Annotated in this window: 12 protein-coding genes and 1 tRNA gene; 7 read left to right on the top strand and 6 right to left on the bottom strand. The window is 60.6% G+C overall.

Annotation, left to right across the window (positions count from 1 at the left end):
- Positions 1 to 7: 7 nt before the first annotated feature.
- From EHV23_RS13690 to EHV23_RS13680, 3 genes are all read right to left on the bottom strand, one after another.
- Complete coding sequence (locus tag EHV23_RS13690; RefSeq protein WP_125096557.1) at positions 8 to 3,910, bottom strand: AAA domain-containing protein; 3,903 nt, start codon at positions 3,908 to 3,910, stop codon at positions 8 to 10.
- A 169-nt stretch (positions 3,911 to 4,079) separates the two neighbouring features.
- A complete protein-coding gene (locus EHV23_RS13685) occupies positions 4,080 to 5,204 on the bottom strand; it encodes a Fic family protein (RefSeq protein WP_125096556.1) in 1,125 nt (374 codons plus the stop codon).
- Positions 5,205 to 5,297: 93 nt separating this feature from the next.
- Positions 5,298 to 5,373 (bottom strand) — tRNA-Gly (locus EHV23_RS13680).
- A gap of 59 nt (positions 5,374 to 5,432) precedes the next feature.
- Between EHV23_RS13680 and EHV23_RS13675 the strand changes: the two genes are divergently transcribed.
- From EHV23_RS13675 to trmB, 7 genes are all read left to right on the top strand, one after another.
- A complete protein-coding gene (locus EHV23_RS13675) occupies positions 5,433 to 6,308 on the top strand; it encodes an EamA family transporter (protein ID WP_158615986.1) in 876 nt (291 codons plus the stop codon).
- A 318-nt stretch (positions 6,309 to 6,626) separates the two neighbouring features.
- Complete coding sequence (locus EHV23_RS13665) at positions 6,627 to 8,489, top strand: ABC transporter ATP-binding protein (RefSeq protein WP_125096553.1); 1,863 nt, start codon at positions 6,627 to 6,629, stop codon at positions 8,487 to 8,489.
- A gap of 361 nt (positions 8,490 to 8,850) precedes the next feature.
- The gene (locus EHV23_RS13660) at positions 8,851 to 9,528 is read left to right on the top strand and encodes a TIGR00645 family protein (RefSeq protein WP_125096552.1); all 678 of its coding nucleotides are present in this window, start codon (positions 8,851 to 8,853) and stop codon (positions 9,526 to 9,528) included.
- An 81-nt stretch (positions 9,529 to 9,609) separates the two neighbouring features.
- A complete protein-coding gene (locus EHV23_RS15355) occupies positions 9,610 to 9,774 on the top strand; it encodes a hypothetical protein (RefSeq protein ID WP_158615985.1) in 165 nt (54 codons plus the stop codon).
- Positions 9,775 to 9,995: 221 nt separating this feature from the next.
- Positions 9,996 to 10,193 carry a sulfur carrier protein ThiS gene (thiS, locus tag EHV23_RS13655; RefSeq protein ID WP_005671787.1) on the top strand — a complete coding sequence of 66 codons (198 nt, stop codon included), beginning with the start codon at positions 9,996 to 9,998 and terminating at the stop codon, positions 10,191 to 10,193.
- A 355-nt stretch (positions 10,194 to 10,548) separates the two neighbouring features.
- Positions 10,549 to 11,358 (top strand): thiazole synthase, encoded by an 810-nt coding sequence (locus EHV23_RS13650; RefSeq protein WP_125096551.1) that lies wholly within the window; start codon positions 10,549 to 10,551, stop codon positions 11,356 to 11,358.
- A gap of 141 nt (positions 11,359 to 11,499) precedes the next feature.
- Entirely contained in the window at positions 11,500 to 12,402 is a 903-nt protein-coding gene (trmB, locus tag EHV23_RS13645; RefSeq protein WP_238990458.1) for a tRNA (guanosine(46)-N7)-methyltransferase TrmB, read from the top strand.
- A gap of 213 nt (positions 12,403 to 12,615) precedes the next feature.
- On the opposite strand, the gene EHV23_RS13640 is transcribed toward trmB, so the two are convergent.
- From EHV23_RS13640 to EHV23_RS13630, 3 genes are all read right to left on the bottom strand, one after another.
- Positions 12,616 to 14,022, bottom strand: a complete 1,407-nt coding sequence (locus EHV23_RS13640) for an IS4 family transposase (protein WP_125096550.1) — start codon at positions 14,020 to 14,022, stop codon at positions 12,616 to 12,618.
- Between the two features lie 98 nt (positions 14,023 to 14,120).
- Entirely contained in the window at positions 14,121 to 14,423 is a 303-nt protein-coding gene (locus tag EHV23_RS13635; RefSeq protein WP_125096549.1) for a hypothetical protein, read from the bottom strand.
- Positions 14,424 to 14,599: 176 nt separating this feature from the next.
- A complete protein-coding gene (locus EHV23_RS13630) occupies positions 14,600 to 15,886 on the bottom strand; it encodes an ISL3 family transposase (RefSeq protein ID WP_238990501.1) in 1,287 nt (428 codons plus the stop codon).
- Between the last annotated feature and the right edge of the window lie 29 nt (positions 15,887 to 15,915).

Raw genomic sequence — 15,915 nt, 5'->3', positions numbered from 1 at the left:
GGGGAGATTATTTATTTTTGTTCTGCGCTGGAACACGCATGAACCTGGAAGCAGGGATCAGACGTGCGCTACGGTCAAGACTATCGAGAATGCGCTTGTAGACAGGCTGCTCTGTTGTCACTCCACCATCCATATCGGGAAGGCGAATGTTGTAGGATTCGCACGTGCTTCTTGCTCCGAAGACGATCAGCAGTTCCTGCGCACGCGAAAAGGCTACGTTTATGAACTCAAATCTTGCCACGTTGGCGGAACTCGCCCGACGCCTTCGGGTATTACCCATAGCCTGGCGATCGATGCCATCATTGCGAACCATGCTGACAAGAATGACTGGCTTCTCCTTGCCCTGATAGCGGATGACCGTGTTCACTTCTACTTCCAGACATGAGAACTTCCCATCTGGCCGGACCTTCCTGATTTCCTCACGGATCAGGCGGCATTGACGGGCATAGAACGACACTACGCCAACCTGAAGACGATTGTTATTTGTGTAGCCCACCTGCGCTCCCTGTTCGTCCAGCAAACAGAGTGTATGTGCAACAAGTTGTGCCTCCAGACGGTTGCTGCGCAAGGGCCTGTCATGTTCATCCACATCCTCTCTATGCTGCTTTCCAGCGAGGTTTCTAGTGGTATCTACCCATAGCACATGATCACCCTCATGAACTACGCGCTGCTTCTCGACATCCGGGATGTCTCTTACCGGCCGCGACATGTCCTTTTTTACCAGTTCATTATTGTCATCTCGAGCAGGCGAAACAATTACTCTGCCACCTATGTCCCTGAGCGTTATTCCATGATTTCGGTCATAGTTCGGATACTCAAGTCCACACTTGAGACGATGCTCATAGAAGTGGTTGACCATCGCCATGATCTGCGGATGCATGCGAAACTGGATTTCCAGCCTTTCCTTGATGCTGTCATGCGCCTTTTCAAAATGCTCTCTGAAAAGTGATGCGGTGACCATCTTTTCAAACTTCCTGAAGTTTTCCCGGGTCAGGGCCGTCCTGCGTTCTTCAGACTCGCCCTCCTGCGCGTCAACAGCGTCACTGAACGATTCGGCGTCCATACCCTCCTGGAACAGAGGGGGCAACTGGCGATGATCCCCCACAAGAACGGAACGACTGGCCCGCATGAGTGGCAAAAGCAATTCCGGCGGGGTTGCCTTGCTCACCTCATCGATGATCGCGACGTCGAAGGTGGTTTGGTCGGCATTCTCCAGAGTTCTCTCGCCCTCGTTACAAGTGACGCCAACGACATTGCAGCTGGCAATGTATGCATCCTTGCAATGCTCCCAGTCTCTGAGAGCCACGCCCGGTTGCTTCAGCAATTCATGCCATTCAACCAGAACCGGCTCCCATACATTGCGTTCCTGATTTGCGTCCTGCTGTCGTTCAAGAAGATCCCTTTTCTCATCCTCAAGACGCTCTATCGTTCGAATCAGTATCCCTTCTACCTCAGCCCTGGTGTCGTACTGCGATGCGTGCCCCTCGAGAACCGGAGACTCAAGCATTTCCCTCACACGGTTGCGGCGAGACTCCAGGCGTTTTTCGGCCTTTTCGAGGCTTTCTTCTGCCTCCCTGACGCGTTCTTCGCAACTTCTGTATTCACTCTCATCTACGGGTGGAGCCGCACATTTTTCGATGGCATCTTCTACGTGAGCGACATGCTCGGAGATGCGTTCTTCTATTGACTTCTGAAGCACCTGAATGGCAACCACTCTGTCATTCAGCCAATTTACGACAACAGCTTCATGGCCAGGAGAAGCTCCTGTCAAGGCACTATCTGCGTCAGAGAACAGTCTTTGATACACACCCCCATCAATACCTGAAGCCCTCTTCAGAGACTTCTTTTCATTGATTAAGTTTTTCAACCTTGATATGCCGTACTCAGTATCAGGATCAATCTCTTGTAGTTCTTTTTCGATTTGTTCAAGTCTGTTGACGGACTCTGGATGCAGATGTTCTCCTCTTTCAATATCAGCTGCGTCACGCTTCATCGTGGCAAGGAAGATTTTAACTTCAAACCAGCGCCCTAGGAGCCCCTTAAGTATTTCGCCCTGGTCATCAGGACGGGACTCCCATCTGGTGCGACTGAATGGCAGTTTTACATTTACATCCTCAAGACGAAACAAGGAGTCAGCAAGACGGGGAGAGCATGACGGCATCATGATCCAGTCGACACCAAGAATATCCCTGTCTCCTTTGAGGCCATCAAGCATGCTCTGCAGTGCATTTCTGCGTGCCTGCGCTCTCTCCTGCTCCTTCTGCGCGTTTATAATGCCATCCTGGGATTTTTTCAGGTCTGCGTAACGTTCCGCACGCTCTTTTTCCTTGTAAATCAGACTCGCCTTTGCCTCTTTTATGTTGTCATTAACAAGGTTTGCGTTGGCAAGCCATTGATCGACAGATTTCAGGCGATCATCCTGGGTTTTCCAGTATTCTAGTCTCCCTCCCGTGTACGCTGCCAACGATTCATAGTATCTGGCAAGGGACGCCGATTCCACAAACGACTTTCCGTCATCTGATACTCGACGAACATCACGCGCGAGACGAATCACGCGCATGCCCGGATGCGCTCCCAGGCGGTCCATTGCGTTGTCAACCGCCGTGTGAGCCTGACTTGCAAGAATGACACGATTGCCCTTGCTGGCAAGCTGCAGTACAGCCTCTGCGATCACGGTAGTTTTTCCGGTTCCCGGCGGTCCCTGAACGAGGCACAGTTCAGGCGCACTGATAATTTTTTTTACTGCATTCTTCTGGAATTCGTTCAGATCCTCCCTGTACCAATTGTCTGGTTCGATCAGTGTTTCAGGAATCCACGCCTGCGATGCATCGAACAGGTAGGTGGACAGGTATGGCGCAAGACCTCCCTGGTCCTTCAGGAGATTGATTGATCTTTCATGGCGATTTACCAACGCCATGTCGCCTGCCAGGGACAGCGTGAGAAACCCCTGCGCAGGGATCCTGTCAATGATGAGCTTTCGCCTTTCTTCTCCGCCGTCTGCGTTCTCAAGATCGTTTATATCTTCTTCTGAAAGAGAAACGATCAACTCTGAGCGAACGGGGTTTGACCACGCACATTCCTGTATCTTTCCTGCTGCTTCTGACGTTCCCAGACGCTCCAGAGCCCCCAGAGCAACGCCCCTTGGCAGTTTGTTTATTTTTGTTTCGCTACCAGCTTTGTAGTTCCAGCTGTCCATTGAGGCTTCAAGTCCCTGTACCATTACGTCCTGGCGTGACAGGAAACTGTATGAATTCCTCAACGTCTCTTTGTTCTCCGCCACGACGACAAACACGATCATGGAACCCTTCCCGTTCTCTGACCACGAACGTCCAGTGTAGCGAATTCCCCTCGCCCTTTCCTGAATCAGGTTTCGCTTCCATTGCAGATAATCCGCCCATCCGTCAAGCTTTTTTCCTGTTGCGTAGGCAATTGGAGGAAGGTCTCGCGCAAGCTCTTGCGTCAGAGCATTATTTTCACTTGCTCGTCTGTGGACGGGATTGTTATCGAAGTCGCATACGATGACATCCAACTCACGCTCATAGCTCTGCAGTGGAACGTCCGCAGTTTCGTATATGTCCTGGATCTGCAACCTTGGCATGCGCGCCTGGGTTGGCCAGTATCCCTTGACTGCCAGCGAAACACCACTCCGGAACGGCCAGTGCCCGCCCTTCTCCAAAGGCCGCAATGCCAGTGTTATGTTTCTTTCGGGATTGTTTCTGTAGCTAAGATTCGCCGCGGCATAAGTCATGGGAATGCCATCCGGAAACAGCAGTTCCACCAGCCGGGTGATCGGGTCCTCTGCCGCTTTCAGCCAATCCCTGAACGTACGGTGACGCCGTTGCAGGAGTTCGACCTTTTTCTTCAGGCGCTCCCGAGACTTTTCATCAACCTCAACATACAGATTGGCCATGGCGCAGCCCCCTTGTTTGCGAACCCGTTACACATCCGTACCGGGAACCCCGGTGACGGACAGCGCTTTTCGCAGGAAACGATAGGGGCTGCCTCTGATTACGTCGAGGAACTATGTCACGATTGGTTTGTCGCCATGGGACGAATGGCCTATTTGGGGATATTGCAAATCAGAATGGCTTTTGTTTGTAATTTACCAGTAACGCCTCTCCCAGCCGGCCGGCATCTTCCAGAATGGCCTGCTGCTGCTCAGGCGTGACGGCGGCGGGGCTGTATTTGCAGAGAATGGCAGCAACGCCTTCGGGGTCGTGACCATGACGGGCGATGCTTTCGACCAGGGTTCGACGCTCGATGTCGGGCCAGTTCACCCGGTCGGGAGATTCATGGGCGTTCAGGGCCTCCTGCGCCTGTTCCCAGAAAATATGGGCTGGTCCCCCGGCACGTTCGAGGCTGGGCAGCATGGCCAGACGGCGCTCGTACTCGTCAGCGGCAAGCCTCGCTTCGGCAGATGTCAGGGCATCGGAACCATGAGCGGCGTCGCCAAGCAGGCGGGAGATGGCCAGGGCATAGTTGTCGATGAAGAAGCTGACGTAAGGGGCGTAGTCGCCGGTTTCGTAGTAGTGGACGGTGGCGCGCTGGTAGCGGTCGATCAGTGAGTCGTGGAAGAAGAGGGGCAGAACGTTGCCCTGTACCAGGGCTGCGGTCTGCATCAGACGGGCGGTCCGCTTGTTGCCGTCACGGAAGTACTGCAGGTAGGCCAGGTTGCAGTGCAGGTAGATGGCCCGCTCGAAGGGGTCGGTGTAGCGGCTGGCTTCGGGTAGGATGAAACGGATTTCGGTACGCAGGCGCGCGGGGTCTGCAGGCGGGTCGTAGGAGGAGCCGCCAATGGTGACGTGCGTGGTGCGAACGATGCCCTGTTCGTGCACGGGCAGCAGATCCTTCATGAGGATCTTGTGGAGGTCGCAGAGGTAGTCCAGGTCCAGGCGGGAGTCGGGTTCGATGGCCATGACCCTGGCAAAGCCATCCCGAAGGTTGACCAGCATGATGGCATCGGAGAAGCGCTTGCCACCGGCAGTGACACCCAGACGCAACAGATTGTCGGTGTCGATGCGGTCGTAGGTGTTACCTTCGATTCTGGCGGAGGTGAAGACGAAGTCGACCGCCATTTCTTCGTAGTTACGCGTATCGGCGCGAAACTGCGCCAACGGAAGACGTGCCGCCAGATGGTACAGCCGCTGGCGGTCTGTATCGGACAGGATGGGGCGGTGGGCTACGAAGGATGGATCGGATTGCATGATGGCCTGCCAATCCGTCAGGGCAAAAAAAACCGCCAGACGGGCGACGTGCACCGGACGCTGGCGGAACCATTGTTTGAATGGGTTTGAAACTGGAGCGGGCGACGAGTCTCGAACTCGCGACCTCAGGCTTGGGAAGCCGGCGCTCTACCAACTGAGCTACGCCCGCACGGGGCGCATTGTACGATGGTTTTGGGTTCCGTGAAAGCGCCGGAACAGGGAGAAGACATGCAGAATGAGCAGGAGGACCGGGGCGGGACGCAGGGCTTTCCCCTGAAGCCGGTGCTGGCGCTGCTGACCTCGATGGTCGCACTGGCACTGGGCACGTCGCTGGCCAAGCAGCTGTTCCCGTTGATTGGCGCGCAGGGTACGACGACGCTGCGGCTGGGGTTCTCGGCGCTGGTGCTGCTGCTGGCCACGCGCACCTGGCGGCACCGGCTGCCACGGCAGGACTGGTGGGTGGTGCTGCGCTACGGGGTGACGCTGGGGGTGATGAACCTGATGTTCTACATGGCCATCCGGACGATTCCGTTCGGGGTGGCGGTGGCCATCGAGTTCTGCGGGCCGCTGGCGGTGGCGCTCTTTTCGTCCCGCCGCAGGATCGATTATCTGTGGATTGCCTGTGCCGTGGCGGGGTTGCTGCTGCTGTTGCCCATCCGGGGAGCAGCGGGCTCCCTGGACCCGGCGGGGGTGCTGTTTGCCCTGGCAGCCGCCACCTGCTGGGCGGGCTACATCATCTTCGGCAAGCGGACCCAGCATCTGCATGCGGGCCGGACCGTGGCGCTGGGCGTGGCGACCGGCGCACTGGTGGTGGCGCCGGTGGGGCTGGTGCACGCGGGGACATCCCTGTTTGCGCCGCAGGTGCTGCTGGTGGGACTGGGGGCAGCGGTGCTGTCCAGCGCGATTCCGATGTTTCTGGAGATGAAGGCGCTGCGGGGGCTGCAGGCCGGTACCTACGGGGTGATGACCAGTCTGGAGCCGGCCCTGACGGCGACGATCGCGTTCGTGACGCTGGGTGAGTCGCTGACCTGGGCACAGTGGGGGGCCATCGTGCTGACGGTGGTGGCAGCCATGGGCAGTGCGCTGACCGGGCAGCGGCCGTGAGGCTGCATGCACCAGCCCCGGATCGCGCGGGTGCATCGCGGCAGGGGTTGAGCCGCGGTAAACTGGCAGGCTGCAACCATCTCGGCGCCGTTGTCTGCGTCGATTCCGCGCCGTTCGTCCTGATCCTGCCCGGGAAGGTGCCATCAGGGGGTCCGGCGCGTACCATGGGCATGGTCGCTCCTGCGCACGCAGACGCTGGTCCGGGTCCAGGTCCGGGTCCAGGTCCGGGTCCAGGTCCGGGTCCAGGTCCAGGTCCGGGTCCGGGTCCGGGTCCGGGTCCGGGGTCATTGTGCCCCTTTCCAATCATTCCTCCTCCGCATGAAATCGCTGTTCAACTGGTTTGAAAACCGGATCGATCCGTATCCGGACGAGACGCACCGCATCCCGAACAAGGGGCTGTGGGGCTTCGTGGTGGCCTCGCTGCAGGGTGTGCGGCGCTGGCTGGTGCTGCTGTTCCTCACGGTGGCGGGCATCGGGGTGGTGGAGGCGCTGCTCTTTCAGTGGATGGGCTTTCTGGTGGACTGGATCGGGCGCTATACGCCCGAGACACTGTTTGCCGAGCGGGGCGGCGCGCTGACCCTGATGGTGCTGGTGCTGGTGCTGAGTCCGCTGCTGACGCTGCTGTCGTCGTCGCTGCGCTTCCAGACGCTGCAGGGGGTGCTGCCGATGCGGCTGCGTTGGCGCTTTCACCGGCTGATGCTGGCGCAGAGCCTGAGTTTCTATCAGGACGAGTTTGCGGGCCGGGTGTCGGCCAAGGTGATGCAGACGGCGCTGGCGGTGCGCGAGGTGGTGATGACCTTTGCGGACATGGCCACCTATGTTGCGGTGTATTTCCTGACGAGTTCGGTGGTGCTGTGGCAGTTCGATGCCTGGCTGCTGGCGCCGTTCCTGCTGTGGATCGTGCTGTTTTCGGCCACGATGTGGTTCACGGTGCCGAAGCTGGGCCGGCTGGCGGCGGCGCAGGCAGATGCGCGGGCGCTGATGACGGGGCGCATCACGGATGCCTACAGCAACATTGCGACGGTGAAGCTGTTTTCGCACAGCGAACGGGAGTCGGGGTATGCGAAGTCGGCCATGGAGGAGTTCATGGTGACGGTACATGCGCAGATGCGCTGGGTGACGCGGCTGGAGGTGATGTCGCAGACGGTGAACATGCTGCTGACCGGCGGCACGGCGGCGGTGGGGCTGTGGCTGTGGCACCAGGGCCAGGCCAGTGCGGGGGCGGTGGCAGCGGCCACGGCGATGGCGCTGCGCATCAACGGACTGTCGCAGTGGATCATGTGGCAGTCGGCGCAGCTGTTCGAGAACATCGGCACGATCCGCGACGGGATGAACACGCTGACCCGGCCGCACACGGTGCTGGACAAGCCGGGGGCGCCGGCACTGGAGGTGACGAAGGGCGACATCTGCTTCGATCATGTGAGCTTCTCGTATGACGAGGGCAGCGAACGTGCGCACCGGCCGGTGCTGGAGGATTTCTGCCTGAACATCAAACCGGGCGAGAAGATCGGTCTGGTGGGGCGTTCGGGCGCGGGCAAGTCGACCATCGTGAACCTGCTGCTGCGTTTCTATGATGTGCAGCGCGGGGCCATCACCATCGACGGGCAAAACATTGCGGATGTCACGCAGAATTCGCTGCGCGCGCAGATCGGGATGGTGACGCAGGATACGTCGCTGCTGCACCGGACGGTGCGCGACAACATCCTGTACGGCCGGCCGGATGCCACCGAGGCCGACATGATCGAGGCAGCACAGCGGGCGCAGGCGGACGATTTCATCGCCGGCCTGAAGGATCCGGAGGGCAACACGGGTTACGACGTGCAGGTGGGCGAGCGTGGCGTGAAGCTGTCGGGCGGGCAGCGCCAGCGGATTGCCATTGCGCGGGTGATGCTGAAGAATGCGCCGATCCTGCTGCTGGACGAGGCGACGAGCGCGCTGGACTCCGAGGTGGAGGTGGCCATTCAGGACAGCCTGAACGAGCTGATGAAGGGCAAGACGGTGATTGCCATTGCGCACCGGCTCTCCACCATCGCGGCCATGGACCGGCTGGTGGTGCTCGACAAGGGGCGCATCGTGGAAGAAGGCTCGCACGCCGAGCTGCTGGCACGCAACGGGCTGTATGCGCGGCTGTGGGCCCACCAGAGCGGCGGGTTCCTGCCGGAGCATGTGGTGCTGGATTGAGCATGGACCGGGGCTGCGGAAGCACACCGGCGTGGCATGCTGCCGGCCTGGGTGGAACGGCTTTGACGTGGTACGGTACCTCCGGCCGGACCGGATTGGCCAGCACCAGATGAAGGTCCCGGCAGCAGGGACCGTGCTGCGGTGGAACCGGGACAGGCGCAAAAAGCAGAACGTGGCGGGAAGAGCTTCCCTATAATTGCGCGCCAGTCCCCCGGTGCATCAGCCTGATCGATGCACCGGCCTGATGGCCGCCCTCCGGTGGCGTCACGCGCCTTCCGGGGGCAGCCTGCGCCCTGCGGCGGTTCTGCCCCGGGGTCCGCAGGGCACGAAGTGGCCCACCCCTTCCCTCTCTGTCCGTCATATGAACCAGCATTCCCAACACACGCCGGACGCACAGGATGCGTCCCCATCCCCTGCGCCCGACGAGGCGCTTTCGCGGGCGACGGTGATTGCCGCCCGGCCGCTGCGCCCGCTGCCGGCGCTGATCTTTGCCAGCCGCTGGCTGCAGCTGCCGCTGTATCTGGGGCTGATCGTGGCGCAGGCCGTCTATGTGGAGCACTTCCTGATGGAGCTGTGGCATCTGGTCATGGCCGCCTTCGGGGACCAGCATGCGCTGGATGCGCTGGTGACCAGCATCGGCTACCGGTCGGATGTGCCGGTGACGAAGATCAACGAGACGGTGATCATGCTGGTGGTGCTGGCGCTGATCGACGTGGTGATGATCTCGAACCTGCTGATCATGGTGATCGTGGGCGGCTACGAGACCTTCGTGAGCCGGATGGATCTGGAAGGGCACCGCGACCAGCCGGAGTGGCTGAGCCATGTGAATGCGTCGGTGCTGAAGGTGAAGCTGGCAATGTCGATCATCGGCATCAGCTCGATCCACCTGCTGAAGACGTTCATCAACGCCGACAACTATTCGGACCGGACGCTGATCGCACAGACGGTTATCCACCTGGCTTTCCTGGCCTCGGCCATGGCCATTGCCTATACCGACAAGCTGATGTCGTCGGCGTACAAGCAGGACGGGCATCACTGAATCTCCCTTCGGGGGTCATTCGCGTCCCGTCTCTTTCCTTCCCGGCCGCCCAGGGGGCACCGCTGCCGATGGACGGCAGCGGTGCAGGCGGTGGCAGATGCCGAGGCGCTCAAACTCTTCCTGCAACGCTGGCTGCCGTCGCTGCTGATGATGCGTGACGTGCTGGGCGCACGGCTGCTGTGGACGGTAGCCGGCTGGGTAGCCCTGGTTGGTGTGCTGGCCGGGCTTGTTGCATACTGGGTCTGACAGCGGAGGTTCCGGCTTGGGCGAGCCCCCTGCAGGGATGCCCGGGCCGGGATCCGTAACGCGCGGGGCGGGTATATGCAGGGTATCTGCAGGCAGGCGCCAGTTCCCGTTGCCGTGGACTGGCTGGCACAGTGGCGGATTCTGGCCTGGTATCGATACAGGTTCAGGTTCGGGAGCCGGGCCGGACGGACCAGTGGTGGCTGGCATGAGGAAAGATCGAGATGGACATCATTCTGAATGGTGAGACACACCGGACGGCGGCAGCCACGCTGGCCGAGCTGGTGACGGAACTGGGCTATGCGGGCAAGCGCATTGCCATCGAACGCAACGGCGAGATCGTGCCAAAGTCACAGCACGGCGCCACGGCGCTGGCGGCTGGCGACCGGCTGGAGATCGTGGTGGCGGTGGGGGGCGGCTGAGGCTGCCGGAGGCATCGTTCGCCGGTACAGGGCGCGTCATGGAATCACGCGTCCCTGTGTCGGCCCCTGCCGTGTGCTGACGGAGCGCCGGGCAACCGCATCCGCCGGCATGAGGGCATGCACCGGGCGCATGTCGTGCATGGCCCGGGACATGCGTGGGCGCCGGGGCGGGTACCATTCATGATCTGGATGGATCGGCCGATGCCGGCACGCCGTCATGGCCCCTGGACCATGGAAGTCCCTGACCCACGGAAGCCCCTGGACCACGGAGAGCCCGGACTCGCGGGAAACCCATGATGCACCACGGGCGTCCGGTTCACCATCCCTCCCTCAAACACGCTTTGGAGAATCTGGCATGAACGACACGGTTGCCCCTGATCCGCTGGTCATTGGTACGCGCACCTTTTCTTCGCGGCTGCTGGTGGGAACCGGCAAGTATGCGGATTTCGACGAGACCCGCCGGGCCATCGATGCGAGCGGCACCGAAATCGTGACGGTGGCCATTCGGCGCACGAATATCGGCCAGAACCCGGGCGAACCGAACCTGCTGGACGCGGTGCCTCCCAGCCGCTTCACCATCCTGCCCAACACGGCGGGCTGCTACACGGCCGAAGATGCCGTGCGCACGCTGCGACTGGCCCGCGAGCTGCTGGACGGCCATACGCTGGTGAAGCTGGAAGTGCTGGGCAATGCGAACAACCTCTTCCCGAACATGCCGGAGACGCTGGCGGCCGCCCGTACACTGGTGAAGGAAGGTTTCGAGGTGATGGTGTACTGCAGTGACGATCCGATCCAGGCGCGGATGCTGGAAGACATCGGCTGTGTGGCGATCATGCCGCTGGCCTCGCTGATCGGCTCGGGCATGGGCATTCTGAACCCCTGGAACCTGAAGCTGATTCTGGAACAGGCGAAGGTGCCGGTGATCGTGGATGCCGGTGTGGGCACGGCATCGGACGCGACGGTGGCGATGGAGCTGGGCTGCTCGGCCGTGCTGATGAACACCGCCATTGCCAAGGCGCAGGACCCGGTGCTGATGGCCCGCGCCATGAAGGCGGGCGTGGAGGCGGGCCGCATGGCGTATCTGGCCGGACGGATGCCACGCAAGTATTATGCGGCTACGCCGTCGTCGCCCACCGAAGGGCTGCTGCCGAGCGTGAAAAACTGAGTGGCAGGCATGAAGGGCGGAGCGCCCGGTGTACTGCGTCTGGCTGAAACCAGACCCACCCTGCCAGTCTCAGCCCTGTTCTGCTACGCTTTTGGGCCGCCTGACGGTTCTGCCCGATCACCTTCCCGACACTGAAGCCCCATGACTTCAATGCCTGCCGATTCTTCTTCCCTGCCCTCTTCTGCCGATTTTTCCAGAACGGATGCTGCCCAGCAGGCTGCCTCGGATGCAGTGCCACAGTCTGCCGGAGCGGATGCTCAAGGGGCTGCCGAACCCACCGGATCCGTCGAAGACGCGGCCCGGCAGGCGGCAACCACGCGCGCTCCCTCCATCAGCCCCAACAGCAAAGACACCGGCAGCGAGCCGCCCCGGCGCGGCATCCGCACCTATGTGTTGCGGCGTTCGCACTTCTCGGCCGCGCAGCGCGATGCCTGGGAGCGACTGATGCCGGTGTTCGGTCTGCCCTTTGCAGCGCGGACGCTGGACTATCCGCAGGTGTTCGGCCGCAGCGCGCCCGTGGTGCTGGAGATTGGCTTTGGCATGGGAGACACGACGGCCGAGATTGCCGCGGCGGCACCGGACGTGGATTTCATCGCCATCGATGTGCACACGCCGGGCGTTGGCGCGCTGCTGAAGCTGGTGGAGCAGCTGGGGCTGACCAATCTGCGGGTGATCGAACATGATGCGCAGCAGGTGCTGCGGCAGATGATTGCGCCGGGGTCACTGACCGGCATTCATGTGTTCTTCCCGGACCCGTGGCCAAAGGCGCGGCACCACAAGCGCCGGCTGATCCAGACACCCTTCGTGCGCGAGCTGGTGGCGGCACTGCGGCCGGGGGGCTACATCCATCTGGCCACCGACTGGCAGGATTATGCGGACCAGATGGCAGAGGTGCTGGCGGAGATTCCAGCACTGGTGGCCGAGCCGGTACGGCCGTTTGAAACCACCTCCCTGCCCTGCCCGCGGCCCTCGACGCGCTTCGAGCGGCGCGGGGAGCGGCTGGGGCATGGGATTACGGATTTGGTTCGGTATCGGGTGGGGTGAGGTGTGAGGCCCGGGGGATCGTGATGCCGGAGGAATCGGGCAGAGTGAGTGCTGGCCAGTGGCTGTGCGTCAAAATCAGGGATGGGCGCTGAATCGCAGCACGTCTGGACCTTCATACCGGGCGTAGACCTGACAGTGAGGGTCAAGCTCGATCAGCCTGTGAATCCACACATCCTCATGGGCAATGACCCTTGTGATTCCCCACATCTTTGATCACATGGACATTCCCAGAACGATGTCATCAAGCCGGCGCATCCCCTTCCAGATAACCTCGTTCCCCGGTGGCCTGTCATTCTTTCTGGCCAGATAGCCGCCAAGGCGCGCCACCAGGATCACGCAGTCATGCAGCGTCTCTGGCTCAGGCACCTTGTTCTTCCAGCGTACCGTCACCAGCGCCTTCAGAGCCCGGATCTCCTGCTCCGTGAACACCACCCTCGGGTCGGCCTCGGGTTCAAGGCGATTGAGCATCGTCATCCACATCAGCCGCCATGACAGAATGCAGTACACCGCCATCAGGTTGCTCAACCGTTCTGCGGTGCGAAGCTGCGCGTCCTCGGCCTTGCAGCCCGATTTCATCACCTTGAAGAACGTCTCGATGTTCCAGCGCATCGCATACCAGTCCAGCTTCTCGATGGCCTGCTCGCGCGACTGAACCGGCAGATCCGTGATCAGCTTCCAGCTCAGGGGCTTGCGATTGAGCGGCGCGCCTCGCTCCGTGGCGTGCAGTACCGTCAGCGTCAGCTCGGGCAACTCCTTGTGCTCCTGCGGCGGCCGTATCCGCAGACGCCGATGACGCAGCGTCATGGTCGCCTCGTGCGCATGGCCCCAACGATCACGAAAGAACACCCGGTGCAGGCCCTTGACCGGCGCGTCGGCCATCTCCTCTTCCACTGTCTGCTGGCCGTTACCTGTCGGGCGATCCGTGCTGGTGCGCACCAGGAAATGTGTGCCCAGCTCCCTGGCCGCGTAAAACAGCGCGTAGATGTCGCTTTCGCGGTCCGCGATGTGCACGCATCGCCCGGACTCCGCCTGCAGCAACGCCGTGGCCTGCTGCAGCCCCTCGACCCAGCGATGACTTTCCCTGTCCTCGACACGCTTGCGCGCGGCCCTGCCTGCTGCCTGATCCTTGCTGAATTCCTGCCGGTTCCAGAACTGCAGCGCACACAGCCCCAGGGGCAGCGCATCCTGCGTGATGGCCAGACTCGCGTGCATCAGCATCCCGCAGATCCGCGTCTCCTCCTCGGCTCCCGCCAGCCTGCCCAAAAAACCCACATCCTCTGGATACAGCCGATCAAACGTGAACGAGGTTGTATCGTGCAGCACCAGAATCTGCCCCTCGCTTTGTTGCACGCGACGCCGTGTGGCCTGCAGGTGCCCCGAAATGATCGCCTGGACGTCCACCCGATCATTGGACAGCATCCGGTACGCTGCTTTCGTCGCAGCCCAATCCTCGAACGAGGACGGAATCGAGTTGGTCACATCCTTGCCGAGATGACGCATGATCTCGCCCAGGCGTGCCTTCAGACGCGCATCCGGCATCTGCGCGCCACTGATCTCTTCGTCAACCCACTGGGTACCCAGATCCTGCACTTCAACCTCTGTCCGATCTGCCTTGCCCATTGCAGCGTCCTCCGGTTCGGCTTTGCCTCGTTCTCTTCCTCTGAATTATGGGCGATTCTCTCTTGTCATGTTGATTTCATTGAGAAAGTTGTGGGGAATCACAAGGCAATGACCGGGTGCCTGAAGTACCAGCCCGGTTTTGCGATACTGTCGATGACATTGGCTATCTTTTGTTCGCCAAGCTGGCTGCTGATCAGCCAGGAAAAATCTCTGCCACCGACTGACTCGTGCTCCAAAAAGAATATCTGGGAGAAACCAGTCAGCAACAGGGCTGAACCGGACACGAGCCGGTACGAACGCTTTCCAACCAGCAACAGAAGCATCCAGCCCCCTGGGGAATCAGTTATTTCTGATTTCAAACGGACCAGAACACCCGGGCAATCAAGCCATTTTCTGTACATCGGCGACACCTCGACAAGCCTGAAAGATACTACCCCTCCTTCAACCTGTACACGCGTCCGGCAGAAAATTTCACTTTCCCTCCAACAAAGACATCATCAACATCACCCGCAGCAACACGGTCCAACATGTACTTTACGGCAAAATCATCCCCTTCTTTTTTGCGGGTCTTCGCGGATCAGTGTGGGTGCAATCGGGCGTTTTCGGGTAGTGGAGGCAGGAAACTGGCAATGACCTTGAGCCTCAGATACTCCTCATCCCGGTATCCGTAAGCACTGCGCTGAATGACCCGAATCTTGTTGTTCAGCCCCTCCACCATCCCCAGACTGACCTTGTTCTCGGGGCGGCAGTAGGCGGCAATGCCATCCCAGTGCCGCTCGATCATGTCGGCAAACTTCCTGTACGGCCCAAGACGCTGCCAGCGCAGGCTCTGTTTCCAGCGCTCGAAGAATGCCCGGGCACCGCGCTCGGTTCTGTAGCTCCACAGCTGCCCGAACGATTCCTTCAGCAGATAGGCCGTGTTCAACCGCCGATTGGCTGCCAGCAGCTTCCTGAGTGCCTGCCGGCCTTCCAGCGTCAGGTTTTCCTGCGCCGACAGCAGCGTATAGCGCTGCCCCTTGATCCACGACCTGTCCTTGCCCTGCAGACGCCTGTACTCGTCGCGCCTGACCTGATCAAGCGCATTCGAGAGATGTCGCAGGATGTGGAACTTGTCGAACACGATCTCTGCGTTGGGGGCCTTGTCGCGCACCGCGTTGCGAAACGGGCGCCACATGTCGATCACCACAAGCTCGATGCCATCGCTTGCCTTGCCCCCCAGCTGGGCAAAGAACTGCTCCACATCGGCTTGCGTGCGCCCGTTGCCGCCCATCCATATCGGTCTGCCCTGGTCCAGATCACTGACCACCACGCGATAGTCGTGCCCCTTTCTGACCGCTATCTCGTCAATGCCTATCGCTCTGGGTTTGAGCCGGCCGGCACGACGAACCTGCTCCTGCATGTACAGCTTCGACAGATCCTTCACCGTGCTGTCGTGAAGCCGCTCCAGCTCTGCCACGGCCTTGTTGCTCATGCTCGTGCACAACCTGCCGACATGCAGCGCAAAACGTTCGGTGTAGCGCGGATTCTGCGCCAGCCAGTCAAGCCGTTCTACATGCACGCCGCCGCACCCTGAACAACGTACCCGCCAGCGCTCGAACTCCAGGTACACCACCCAGCCTGCCACCCGAAGATCCCGCACACGGCACGTCCGCTGGTCGTAACGTCCCTGGCAGCGCTGCCCACAATTTGAGCAAATGGCTGTTTTTTTCGGCGTCTCAGCTGTACGACCCTCGCCTTGGGGTCTCCAAAGATTCCCTTCAACTTCGCCGATGCCACGAAGCCGGGAACGGACAAAAGCTCCCTCAGACTGCGACCTGTTTTCATGCACAGCACCTCGATCCAGTGTCGATACACGATACGACATCATCATCTGCGCTGTAAAGCCCTTGATTT

Origin of the sequence: Lautropia dentalis (assembly GCF_003892345.1) — a bacterium.
Lineage (GTDB): Bacteria > Pseudomonadota > Gammaproteobacteria > Burkholderiales > Burkholderiaceae_E > Lautropia > Lautropia dentalis.
Note: the sequence above shows the minus strand (reverse complement) of the source record. Positions and strands in the feature narration are given on the sequence as shown.

Excerpts from the sequence above, each read along its gene's own strand:
- EHV23_RS13650 (WP_125096551.1), top strand. The coding sequence starts at position 10,549 with ATGAACGACACGGTTGCCCCTGATCCGCTGGTCATTGGTACGCGCACC.
- trmB (WP_238990458.1), top strand. The coding sequence starts at position 11,500 with ATGACTTCAATGCCTGCCGATTCTTCTTCCCTGCCCTCTTCTGCCGAT.
- EHV23_RS13630 (WP_238990501.1), bottom strand. The coding sequence starts at position 15,886 with ATGTCGTATCGTGTATCGACACTGGATCGAGGTGCTGTGCATGAAAAC.
- EHV23_RS13690 (WP_125096557.1), bottom strand. The coding sequence starts at position 3,910 with ATGGCCAATCTGTATGTTGAGGTTGATGAAAAGTCTCGGGAGCGCCTG.
- EHV23_RS13640 (WP_125096550.1), bottom strand. The coding sequence starts at position 14,022 with ATGGGCAAGGCAGATCGGACAGAGGTTGAAGTGCAGGATCTGGGTACC.
- EHV23_RS13675 (WP_158615986.1), top strand. The coding sequence starts at position 5,433 with ATGCAGAATGAGCAGGAGGACCGGGGCGGGACGCAGGGCTTTCCCCTG.
- EHV23_RS13665 (WP_125096553.1), top strand. The coding sequence starts at position 6,627 with ATGAAATCGCTGTTCAACTGGTTTGAAAACCGGATCGATCCGTATCCG.
- EHV23_RS13685 (WP_125096556.1), bottom strand. The coding sequence starts at position 5,204 with ATGCAATCCGATCCATCCTTCGTAGCCCACCGCCCCATCCTGTCCGAT.
- thiS (WP_005671787.1), top strand. The coding sequence starts at position 9,996 with ATGGACATCATTCTGAATGGTGAGACACACCGGACGGCGGCAGCCACG.
- EHV23_RS13635 (WP_125096549.1), bottom strand. The coding sequence starts at position 14,423 with ATGTACAGAAAATGGCTTGATTGCCCGGGTGTTCTGGTCCGTTTGAAA.
- EHV23_RS13660 (WP_125096552.1), top strand. The coding sequence starts at position 8,851 with ATGAACCAGCATTCCCAACACACGCCGGACGCACAGGATGCGTCCCCA.